The 12256-nt window shown below is 57.5% G+C and carries 5 protein-coding genes; 1 reads left to right on the forward strand and 4 read right to left on the reverse strand.

The genetic code is table 11. From position 1 onward, the window contains the following. Window positions 1–270 (forward strand): GNAT family N-acetyltransferase (locus DPA2511_RS21925; RefSeq protein WP_035049795.1); only part of this gene is annotated, 270 nt, incomplete at its 5' end. Window positions 271–356: 86 nt separating this feature from the next. Here DPA2511_RS21925 and recD read toward each other — a convergent pair. The 4 genes from recD to recC form a co-directional block, all read right to left on the reverse strand. Continuing rightward, window positions 357–2207, reverse strand: coding sequence for an exodeoxyribonuclease V subunit alpha (recD, locus tag DPA2511_RS15445; protein ID WP_015854682.1), 1851 nt, complete (start codon window positions 2205–2207; stop codon window positions 357–359). Continuing rightward, on the reverse strand, window positions 2200–5769 hold the full coding sequence (gene recB, locus DPA2511_RS15450; protein WP_015854683.1) for an exodeoxyribonuclease V subunit beta: 3570 nt from the start codon (window positions 5767–5769) through the stop codon (window positions 2200–2202). The genes recD and recB overlap by 8 nt, the downstream gene beginning before the upstream one ends. Beyond that, window positions 5766–8711 carry a pitrilysin gene (ptrA, locus tag DPA2511_RS15455; protein ID WP_015854684.1) on the reverse strand — a complete coding sequence of 982 codons (2946 nt, stop codon included), beginning with the start codon at window positions 8709–8711 and terminating at the stop codon, window positions 5766–5768. The genes recB and ptrA overlap by 4 nt, the downstream gene beginning before the upstream one ends. A gap of 155 nt (window positions 8712–8866) precedes the next feature. Beyond that, window positions 8867–12253, reverse strand: a complete 3387-nt coding sequence (gene recC, locus DPA2511_RS15460) for an exodeoxyribonuclease V subunit gamma (protein ID WP_015854685.1) — start codon at window positions 12251–12253, stop codon at window positions 8867–8869. Between the last annotated feature and the right edge of the window lie 3 nt (window positions 12254–12256).

Consider the following 12256-nt stretch of genomic DNA (forward strand, 5'->3'; position numbering starts at 1 on the left):
CCTTTTGTCGAGGAAAGCATCGGCGAGATGGCCTGTGTAGCCGTGCATCCGGAATACCGCAGCTCATCACGCGGCGACCAACTGCTGCACCATATCGCCGCACAGGCCCGCCAGCAGGGGCTGAAACGTCTGTTCGTGCTCACCACGCACAGCATTCACTGGTTCCAGGAAAGAGGTTTCCTGCCTGCGGAGATCGCAGTGCTGCCCCGCCGCAAACAGGAGTTGTACAACTACCAGCGCCGTTCAAAAATTCTGGTGACAGACCTCTAAACTTCCGTGTCTCCCCGCTCCCGCATACTTCGTGCGGGGGCCGTTTCCCGACTAGCACCGACATCCCCCGCAGTGGTGGAAAAACGCTACTGCGCCAGCATCAGAATACGCTGCGCCAGGCCGCTATAACGCCGGGTAGCGGCGCACACGGACTGACACAGAATGTCTTCGTCGGCAAATATCGACAACTGCTGGCGTGCGCGAGTTATTGCGGTGTAAATCAATTCTCGGGTCAGCAGAGGCAGCATCATGTTGGGCAACACCAATGCCGTATGTTCAAACTCAGACCCTTGAGATTTATGCACCGTCATGACAAACGCAGTTTCATGCGGTGGCAGACGGCTGGGCGGCACCGGTTTGACGCTGCCATCCGGCAATGGGAAGCAGACCCGCAGTTCACCCTGCGCATTCAGCAATGCGATACCGATATCACCGTTAAACAGCCCCAGAATAGTGTCATTACGCGCGATCATCACCGGCCTTCCGACGTACCAACGAGAGCCATTGGCGGGTAACGCGGGGATCAACCTGGCGCTGCGCAATGCCTGCTCGATACCCTGATTCAACCCCTCTACGCCGAACGGCCCTTCCCGCAGAGCGCAAAGCAGGCGAAATTGCTGGAACGCGCGCAGCACCACCGCCGGTTCGGCGCCGTCGTCGATCGCCTGTAGATAACGTCGATACTCCGTCACCGCCAGCGTCAGCAACTGTTGGTAATCCGACGCTTCCCGCAACGGATGACATCCGACGTCGCTATAGCCGCCGTGCCAAACGTCTTTCACCCGCCGTTCATCTCCCTGATTCACCGCCTGCGCCAGCAACCCGATGCCTGACGATGCGGCAAAACGGTAGCTTTTGCGCAACAGGCAGATGCTATCCGCCACGCTGGATGCCTTTGGCGATGGCGGCGGCAACGCACACCCGGTCAAACGTTGTAGCTGTTCGGTACGAGCCGGGCTATACCCCTGCCCGGTGAAATGACAGATATCGCCCAGCACCGCACCCGCCTCCACGGACGCCAACTGATCGCGATCCCCCAGAAAGATAACGCGGGCATGCGCAGGCAGAGCCGCCATCACATGCGCCATCATCGGTAAATCCACCATTGAGGCTTCATCCACCACCAACAGATCAAGATGCAAGGGATTATCACGATGATGACGCAACTGCTGGCTATCCGGCATCGCACCCAGCAAACGATGCAATGTGCATGCGGCTTGCGGAAAACTGCGCAACTGCGCCTCGCTCAGCGTCAATTGGCGAAGCGCAACGCCCAGAGATTCCGTCAGACGGGCGGCGGCCTTGCCGGTCGGCGCAGCCAGTTGGATACGCAACGGCTGGGCGTCGCCACGCAACGCAATCAGCGCCGCCAGCAGTTTGGCGACCGTAGTGGTTTTCCCTGTACCGGGACCGCCGGAAATCACCGCCATGCGGCTGGTCAACGCCACGGCAGCCGCAATCTTCTGCCAGTCGACCTCTTTTTCCACCGTCGGGAACAGAGTGTCTAGTACCTGACGGATATGGCGCTCATCCATATCCGTCGTCAGTTGCCCGTTGGCGATAAAATGCGCTACCTGACATTCGTTCCGCCAACTGCGCTGTAGATAGAGCATATCCCTCTCCAGCACCAACGGCGTTGGCCGATGACCATCGTCGACCGGCTCACACCGCTGCAACTCGCTACGCCAGCGCTCCACATTTGGAGAGCCGAGCAACTGCATTATCTGGCGAGCCAACACAGGGTCACGTCCGTCAAACAAACGATCACCCTGTAACTGCTCCAAAGGCAGGCAGACATGCCCCGCCCCGGCATGATTGCTCAGACATGCCGCCGCCAGCAGCAGGTAGGGTTCATCCCCTGCCAGCATGTGGGCAAACTGCACATCCAGCGGGCGCAACAGATGCCTGCGCTGAGCCTCAAGCAGTAACTCAAGCATTACCGGCACCCTCGTCGTCCATTATCGTCGTATCGCCCTGAAACAGCAGATCCAGCCCATCCACCAGTAGCTGCGCCGGTTTGGTAAAAAACACGCCATGTCCCGGATACGCTGCGCTGATTCCACGTAAAAACAAATAGATAACACCGCCAAAATGGCGCTGATAGTCATAACCAGGAACACGATGGCGGAGATAACGGTGCAATGCCAACGAATAAAGCTGGTATTGCAGATCATAACGATGCTCGGCCATCGCCCGGTGCATAGCCGGCTGCGTGTAAGCGCCCGCATCCGGCCCCAGCCAGTTAGATTTGTAATCCAGCAGGTAATAACGCCCCTGCCAGAAAAAGACCAGATCGATAAAACCTTTCAGCATGCCTTTCACCTGCTGAAAATCGAGTGCAGGGCAATCAGCCGACAACGGATCGTGAGTTTTCGCCAGTCGATCCAACTTACCGGCATCCAGCATCGAGGCTATCGGCAGGTAGAATTGCAGTTCGGACTGACGGAAACGGCTTTCCAGTGCCGACAGCCGGATATGCTCCGGCGTCAGCGGCGTATCCAGCACGGTTGCCAACCACGCCTTCACAACAGGTTGCCACTCCTCCGCCATACCTTGCTGCCGAAGTTGCTCCAACAGCCATGGCTCATCAATGGCAGCGGTAAACTCCAGTTGTTCAAACAGACTGTGTAGAAAAGTGCCGGGCGCTGCTCCACGCGGAAAGGTATGCGGCGTGAATGCCTCATCCGGCGCCTGCGCCTCCTCGCCCTTCGTTTCAAGATCCAATCGGGGAAACAGTTCCTGTATCGCCGATGCGCCGTGCTGCTGTAACCCGGAATAACTGGTGACGCGCCAGCGATCGTGCAATTGCCGCTTATTCTGACGCACCTGCAGTAAAGGCGCGGTTTCCAACGCTGGGCGCCAGGGCTCCCCGTCTTCAGCCACCACATCGGCGATATCGATGTCATCCCCGGCCATCGCTTCCAGCGCCGCCACCAACACATCGGCTGGCGCTGCGGCCCCCCGTTGCAAGAGATAACCCAGCGCACTCGAATGCATATCGCTGTTTCCCTCTTTCTTCTGCGAGCGTAAGTAGAGCGGAGCCACCCCCACGGCACAGTGGTAAATGGAGCGGGTCAGCGCGACATAAAGCAAGCGCAGATCTTCCGCCAAACGCTCTTCTTCCGCCAACGTGCGGCTCTCCTCACCGCCATTGAGATCCAATGTCGGCAGCAAGGTCTGGCGATCGTGGTAAATCCCCTGTGGCTGCGCCCTGAAATTGCAAATAAACGGCAACCACACCAGCGCATATTCCAACCCCTTTGACTTGTGGATCGTCACGATCTGCACCAGATGACGATCGCTTTCCAGTCTCAATTGTTGGCTTTCCGACTGACTATTAGGTTGGGCAATCTGTTGCGCCAGCCAGCGCACCAGCGCGTGCTCGCTATCCAGCGCGGCGGAGGCTTCCTGCAATAGTTCGCCAATGTGCAAAACATCCGTCAATCGTCGTTCGCCCTCTGGGCTGGCCAGCAGGTTTTCCGCCAGCCGATGCTGCTGCATCAACCGTCTTAGCATGGGCAAAACACCGCGCTGCCCCCAAATATGCCGATACCCGGCGAACTCATCGACCAACGCATCCCACTGCGATTCATTGCGGCATAGTTCATCCAGCGCCGCAGCATCCATTCCCATCAGGCTGGTCGCCATCGCACCGCGCAGCAACCGCTCCTGCTCCGGCGCCAGCACCGCCTGCAACAGCCACAACAATTCAGTGGCCTCAGACGCGGCAAATACGCTATCGCGATTAGAAAGATACACCGAAGGAATATTCAGCCGTCCCAGCGCCTGGCGGATAAGCGCCGCTTCATAGCGGCTGCGCACCAACACCGTGATATCCGATGCGACCACCGGCCGACGCATTTCGCCACGAGTTAACCAAGCCTCGCCGCGCTGCCCGGCGCTGAGCCAACTACAGATACTGTCGGCGCACTGGCGCGCCATCGCCTGTTGGTAATCGCCAACGCCCACGCCCTCCCGGCCAGTTAGCCAGAATCGCATCGCCGGCATGCGACTACCCTGGTATTCAAACGTTAGCGAGCGGTTGTTATCGGCGGCATTGACCGGCAAAAACGGGATCTGCGAAAACACAAACGGTGTGTCGGCACATTGAAACAGGCGGTTGACCGCTTCGACCATCCCAGGCGTCGAACGCCAGTTAGTATCGAGCGTATAGTGCGACGGCACATCTTCCCTGGCACGCATATAAGTGAAGATATCCGCGCCGCGAAAAGCATAGATCGCCTGTTTGGGATCACCGATCATCAGCCAGCCGCACTGTGGCTGGTCGGCATAAATGGTACTGAAAATCCGGTATTGTTGGGCATCGGTGTCTTGAAATTCATCGATCATCGCCAGCGGATAACGCTCACGGATCGCTTGCGCCAACGCCTGGCCGGCGTCCTGCTGCAACGCCTCATCCAATCGGGATAACAAATCATCAAATCCCAATTCGGCGCGGCGCTGTTTTTCCTCACGGATCGACAATCGCACCTCGGACAATGCCAGACTGATCGCCAGATCGCGTAGCGTCAGCGATGACTGCAGCAGGTCATCCACAGCCAGGAAGATAGCGTGTTGCGGCGGCTCGCCCTTGATGGTTCGCTGATTCAGTTCCCGCTGTCCAAAACGCTCCAGCTCTTTGGGTAGCTGATAATTGCGCGTCGGCTGCTGCGCCCATGCCGTCACATTGCTCAGCCACAACGGCAGATAGCGGCTGCTGTAACGCCGCTTGTCGACGCCGGAACTCCCGATCAGCGCCTCCAGTTCTTTCGCCACGCCCAGCCAGGCGGCCTTGAACGTCTCCAGTCTGGCAATAATATTCTGATGCCGCGCCAGCAGGGTTTCATCCGGGTCAGGGGGCCGACGCAATAACGGCATCTCGCCATGTAAATAAGGCATCAAGTCCTGCAACAACGCATCCGGCCCCGCCCATTCACGCCCCAACTCGCTGGCCACCGATAACGGCAACGGATAGCAGAATCGACGCCAGAAATCCGCGCATGCCTGACGGTAAAGCGGCGTTTCATCCTCCACCAACCGTTGCTCGAACAAAACCCCGGATTCAAAAGCGTTGGTCGCCAGCATACGCTGGCAAAACCCATGAATGGTGTGGACAGCCGCTTCGTCCATCTGCCGTTCCGCCCGTAGCAAAACCTGAGCCGCCTCAGCACGAAACGCATCCGGAATTTCCGCCAATAACAACTTGACCAGCGGTTCATCACTTTCATTGCGCAAACAGGCGAGATACAAACTGTGAATCTTATCCCGGATACGATCCCGCAGTTCCTGCGTCGCGGCTTCGGTAAACGTCACAACCAGAATCTCTTCCACCGATAAAGGCCGCGGATAAGCGTTTTCTCCCCCCAGCCCCAGCAATAGCCGGAGATAAAGACCGGCAAGGGTATAGGTTTTCCCTGTTCCCGCCGACGCCTCTATCAGCCGTTCGCCCAGCAACGGTAGCGTCAGCAGGTTTAACGATTCTGACCGACGTTCGTTCATTGCGACACCGCAACGACGGCTGTTTCCGGTTTGGTCGGCGACGATGACGGCAGTGTCGATACTACGGCGCCTTCTGTGCGGATATTCAGCGTCTGCTGTAGCGCCGAAGTGGTGGCATAAGTTCGCCAACCGGCAGGCATGGCATAATCGGACTGCCCTTGGCTACTGCCCGAAACCTGCGACAAAACCGCCAACCCCTGTGGCTGTAGCGCCTGCTGAAAGAAATTCGCCAGTTGCTCCACAGTCATCGCCGACAGACGGGTAATCAGTTGCTGACGGGTATCGAATGCGAAATTCTCGCGCTCCAGGTCGCTGCGCAGACGCCCAACCTCTTCTTCCAGCGTTTGCGGCGGCTGACTGATGGTATTAATCAGGCCCTGCTTATTCTGCGCAAAACTCTCCGGACTCATGGCCCGCAAACGCGGAATGGCTTTGGCGAAAAAATCCTGATAGCGCTGATACAAATAGGCCGGCTGCTGACTGTTGCTCTGCATCAGAAACCCAATCCCCCACTGCCGATCGACCACAATCGGCATAGCGAACACCGCATAGCCTAACTGTTCCTCCGTGCGCAATTGATTGAAAAACCAGGGATGAATAATCTGTCCCAGCAATTTACTGTAGGCAGCGCCCTGAATCTCGTCATACCCGGTCGGGATATACGCCGCCGCCAACGCCGAATCTGTACTGGCGCCCATCTTTTGCACCAGTGCGCGCTGCGACTGATCAATGCTAATCTCCGGAGCCTTCCACCAGACCGTGCCGCCGCAACCGAGGCGCTCACGCAGCATCCGCGCCAGAGCCGTTACCCGTTCCGCCGGCAGATTACCCACTACCAGCATCTCCGGCGCGGCGTGCTGCAACAATTGGCCGCGATACGCCATCAACTCCTTAAGCGTAATGTCATTCAGTAGTTGCCGACGCTCAGAACGTTCACTGTAAGGCACCCGAGACAAACCCTGTATCGGATGCATCGCCTGTTCATAGGCTTTAGCCTTGTCTGCGGCATCCAGTTGCTCGGCATACCAGGATTTCGCCTGAGCCAGTTGCTCTTCGGTGACGCTAAAACCGGCATACTCACTAACCAGATTAAGCAGCAGTTCCGGCAAATGCTGGGTATAGCCGCTGGCTTTCATCACCAGCCCGTTATTGATTCCGGTGGAAAAATTGATCCCGCCCACCGAGGCCTGATAGCTCAACGCATCCAGCGCCAGCCCGGCAAGATAGTCATTTAGCGCAAACAGCACCTGATGACGGGCAGTATCACTGGAGATCTGATTGCGCAACATCAGTGTGATATCGGCTTTGGGTTCGTTGGCGAAATAACGGCTCGGCATATAAAACAACCGCAGCCCAGGTTCATTGATCAACACATTCGGATGGGTAATGGCCGCATCGGCGGTAATCAGCGAGAAATCATCAGGAATATAGGGATTCGTCGCCGGCAGGCTGAGCGCGAGTGTCTTTTCCCGTTGCCGCCATGCTTCGATACGCGCGGCACTAATGCGATCCACCTGATAAGGGGCATCAACGAAATAGGCGACCCGATTGTGCGGCTGTTCAGGGCTTATCACCCAGATACGGGCTTTTTCCGGCGTCATGTCATCAAGCCGGGCGGCTACCGACGCCGGGTCGAACTTATCGGCGAGATAAGGTGCCGCCAGCGTATATTCGACCGGCACGCGCAGCATGGTATCCACCAGCCACTCAACATACCCCATGTCACGGCTGATGGACGGGTAGCGAAAATCGACGTTCAGCATCCGGGAGATTTCATCAAAATAGCGCTGCTGGATACCGTCCCGGCGAATCTGCTTCAGATAACCGAACACGGCGGCGATCACGTCATCCTGCTGCGCCAACCCTTTGTCCGTCAGATCCACCGTAATGGTGAATACGCCGCTGTTGCGCTCGGACATAGGATCCGCGCCGGCATAAACGGAGTCGGCCAGCCCCTGTTTCTGCAACCATTCAGACAGCGTGTTCTGGCTGCGGTTGCCAATCAGGTAACTGATGTAGCCATCCGTTTTACTGCGGAAAAACGGGCTGTTGTCATCAATCCGGAACTCAAGCCGCAATTGTTTGTTCGGACGGGCGGGCACGTAATGAATGAATAAGCCGCGTTGTTCGTCGGTCACTACCGGCACCGCCATTTTAGGGACGCTGGCCTGCCGATTGGGGATACGGCCAAAGGTTGAAACGGCAATCGACGCCATTTGCGGCAAAGGCAGATTGCTGTAGATAACACCTTTCATCAGATTGGCTGAGTAGTAGTGCTGGTAAAAACGCAACAATTCATCATGCAGCTTGCTGCCCGGTTTATCGCTCAGCGTTTCCAGATTTCCACCGGCAAAGCGCGAGCCGGGATGGGCGGGATTGATGGTTTCCGCCCCTACCTGCGCCATACGCAAACCATCGCGAGAACGGGCCATGGTCAATTCGGCATTGACCGCGTTGCGTTCTTTATCCGCGTTAACGGGGTCAAGCAGCGGCTCGGCTATTGCATCGGCCAGCCGGTCGGTCGCTTGCTCCAGCGCGGCGTTTTCCACTTCCAGATAAAATGCGGTGCGGTAGGAGGCCGTGCTGGCGTTATGGCTGCCGCCGTGCATTTTCAGAAACTCCGACAAACTTTCCGGCTGCGGGTAACGGTGTGACCCCATCAGCAGCATATGTTCCAGGTAGTGCGCCAGCCCAGGCTGCTGAGGCGGGTTATCCAACGAACCGATAGGTAATGCCAGCGCAACCAACGACTTGACGGCCTGCGGGTCTGACACCAGCAATACCGTCATGGCGTTATCCAACCGGATAGCCTGATATTGACGAGGATCCTGCTCACTTTTCCGGATCGTTTCAGGCAACGGCTGCCACCCTTCGGCCGCCTGGCTGAACGGCATCCAGAACAACAACAGCGCCAGACTCACCCAGCTAACAGACTTTCGCATGCCTTTCTCCACTCGCTTACACCTTTTATGACCGACAACCACTCGTTACCCACCCCATTGCGGGCTGTGCGAAAATCGCCGCCCGCTACGCCATCCGGTTTATACACAGGCGGTCGCCCACTGCGCGAATAAGCCGGATCATGGCCCAACACAGCCTAACACTGATTCATTCTCAGCGGCGGCAATAGCCAGATTTTTGCCGCGTCCATCACCTGCACGATACGTTCGTCGTCCATAGCGCGAACAATGCGCCGCAGGTAGTCATCTTCACTTTCGCCACTGACCATCTGGTTTCCCTGCCAGGCATCCAGCAACTTTTGCCGTGCTTTGCGTTGCGCCGTTGCATCATCCAGCAAACGATCGGTATCGCGATCGTAGACGGCCTCCAGCCAGGCGCCGCCAGTACGATTAAGCAACAACAACGGCCGGTTCATCCCCTGACGGTAGCCGTCGATCAACGACGCCATCTCATCCCCGGCCTGCTGCCGGGACATGGCGGGGAAACGCCACCCCGTCGATTGACGACCATAGATTCGACTTTCCCCCTGCCCGCCGGCCAGGCACCAGGCAAGATGCTCCAGCCATAGCATCATGCCGTCCGTCATGGACAATTTCCCAGGCCGCCAGCGCAGCAGGCCGTCGTCCTGAACCTGTTTTAACCAACCGCTGAGCCTGACGCCGTTTATCGTCAGATTCAGCTCGCGTGTGTGGTGGGTTTCCGGCCGCCACTCTCCCCGCACCCGTTCTGCCAGTTCCCGGATGTCCTCCTGCTGGGTCTGCCAGTAGAGCTCACCGAACGCGCCATACGGCAAACCACCCGCCGCACGCATGCGTCGATACAAGGCATCCGTATCACCTTGTTCTATCAACGCATTAAGCAACTGTACATTCATCTGATAACGGCTGAGGTTATCCACCTCGAAAGGCTCTTGATCCTGCATTTCCTGATCGTCGAGCTGAAAATAAACGCCAAGGCGTAACTGAAAGAATGCGCGCACCGGATGACGATAAAATCGTTGCAGGTCATCCAGCGTGATGTCGCTGTCATAACGCTCCGGCAAGGCGCGATCGAAATCAGGTTGGCATACCCCTTTGCCTCCGGCAGCCGGCAACCACTCCGCCGCGAAACTTTCCGGCTCCGGGGCACAAAAACCGGCGGGATCGAACGGCATACGCGGGTGCTCATGACTCAACGCCTGAATAACGCGCTCGCTGCTGGCGTCAAGATCCAGGCTTTCATCTCCCGGCAAGCAGTAGCTTTGGCCGATATAATTCATCAGTTCCGTTACCAGCACTGAAGGGTAACGCCGGGTGTTGTCCTGTATTGAATGCCCCATGAAGCTGATGTAGAGACGCTGCCCAGCGGACAAAAGCGCCTCCAGAAACAGGTAGCGATCGTCTTCGCGGCGGCTGCGATCCCCCCGCCGACGGGAGCGCGCCATTAGATCGAACCCCAGCGGCGGCAGAACACGCGGATACACGCCATCGTTCATGCCCAGCAGGCATACCACCCGAAATGGAATGGAACGCATCGGCATCAGAGTACAGAAGTTGATGGCCCCGGCGAGAAAACGCTGGCTGAGGCGTTCACTCTCCAGACGAGCAGCCAGCTCATCGCGCAACGTACCGACCGGCACATTCTGTGCGTATCCCGTCAACATGGCGGTAGACAGAATTTGTTGCCACTGGGTTTCAATCAGCGTCAACGCCGCTTCGGTATCGGCATCCGGCAGAAAAAAACCGTCTAATAACTGGCGGCATAACGGCTGCCAATCCGTCAGCGAGCGCGCTTCCTGCAAACGCTGTTTCCACTGACTTAGCTGCATCAGAAAATCCGCCAGATTGCCGGCCAGTTCGGCAACAAGACCACTCGATTCGTCGTAAGGCAGCACACCTAACCAATCACCCGCTCTACTCTCCATCGCATAGCCCAGCAGCATGCGAGTCAGGCCGAAGCGCCAGGTGTGCTGCCCCGTCACCGGCAACAGCAGCTCTCGTACATTGTCATCATCCAGTCCCCAACGTACACCGGATTCGGCCACCCACATCCTTAGGTGCCGCAGCCCTTCTTCGTCGATGGCGAATTTGCCCGCCAACGACGGCACCTCCAGTAACGCCAACACCTGTTCAGCCGTGAAACGACTATCCGGCAACGCCAGCAGCGACAACACCGCCTGCAGCGCGGGGTGAGCGTGACGCGCACGCTGATCTGACAATGCAAAGGGTAAATAGCGATTTTCCGGCGCATTGCCGAACACCGCCTGAATAAAAGGGGAATAGCTATCGATATCCGCCACCATCACAATGATGTCCCGCGGCATCAGGGTACTGTCCTCCGCCATCATCGCCAGCAATTGATCATGCAACACTTCCACCTCGCGTTGCGGGCTGTGGCAAGCGTGCAACGACACAGAGCGATCCGCTGGCGAAAGCGTGCGTTTACGGCTGCTGCTCGCCAGCGTTATGCCGTCCGTAGCGATAATGCGGCTATCCTCCAGTTCCAGAATATCCCTCTGCAGCGAAGCCAACAGCGTATCGGAAGCCATGTCGGCAAATGCATCAATGCCTACGGTTTCGTCCAGTTGTTCCAGCAGGAACAGATTATCGCGCCCCAGTTTTCCCCACGATGCGAGCAGGGGATTGCCCACCTGTTGTTCGCCGTCATCGCCGAATAGCCCATCGGCACGCTCCGGCTGACGAAACAGCGGCCGCACATCCGATGTCACCTGTTTTTCGCGATAACGCTGCCACTGCCGTGTTTTCAAGCGGGAAAGGAAAGATTCGTCCTGAATATCCCCCCAATAGTAGCGGCATGGATTGGTGAACAGCAGGTGGATATCGATGTGTTTGCCCAACGCTTTCAAGGCTTGCAGATAGATGGGCGGTAAGGCGGCAATACCGCAGATGAACACCCGCTCCGGCAAACCGGGCGGGCAAGTATCAGCCAGTTCCAGACGGCCGATAAACTGCTGATACAGGCTGGAATGGTGCCACTCCGGCTGCCCAAGTTGATGAGTATGCGCGACCAACGCCCGCCACAGCGGTGCTTGCCAGCGCTGCGCCTCTCCGGCGTCCTCCACCCATGCGCCGCGTTGCCAGGCGTTAATCCAGTCGGGCCGATAAATCAGATACTGGTCGAACAGATCCGCCACGCGGGCGGACAACTGATGCAGTTTGCGCCCGTCGGCATCATCCCGAAGGTAGTTGGCGAGCAGCGCAAAGTCAGGCTCCGCAAGCTGTTGCGGCAGCAGGTGCATCAGCTTCCAGCTCATCGCCGCTTTGCTGAATACGCTCTCTTTGGGGATATCCGGCATCAGGCGTCGGCACATATCCCACAAAAAGACCCCCGGCAGCGGAAACTGAATATTAGCGGCAATGTGAAAGCAATTCGCCAGTTCAATCTGTAGCCATTGCGCCATACCGGGGCTTTGCACCAGTATCATTTCAGGCTCGAACGGATCCCTGATCGGATGCCGTTTCATCAGCTCAACCATCAGTTCTTTCAACACATCGAGTTGATTGGAGTGGTAGACCCTGAACATGCA

The sequence above is a fragment of the Musicola paradisiaca NCPPB 2511 genome (genome assembly GCF_000400505.1).
Classification (GTDB): domain Bacteria; phylum Pseudomonadota; class Gammaproteobacteria; order Enterobacterales; family Enterobacteriaceae; genus Musicola; species Musicola paradisiaca.

What these genes read in the sequence shown, in the direction of transcription:
- recD (WP_015854682.1), bottom strand. Translation starts at nt 2,207, where the DNA reads ATGCTTGAGTTACTGCTTGAGGCTCAGCGCAGGCATCTGTTGCGCCCG.
- recB (WP_015854683.1), bottom strand. Translation starts at nt 5,769, where the DNA reads ATGAACGAACGTCGGTCAGAATCGTTAAACCTGCTGACGCTACCGTTG.
- ptrA (WP_015854684.1), bottom strand. Translation starts at nt 8,711, where the DNA reads ATGCGAAAGTCTGTTAGCTGGGTGAGTCTGGCGCTGTTGTTGTTCTGG.
- recC (WP_015854685.1), bottom strand. Translation starts at nt 12,253, where the DNA reads ATGTTCAGGGTCTACCACTCCAATCAACTCGATGTGTTGAAAGAACTG.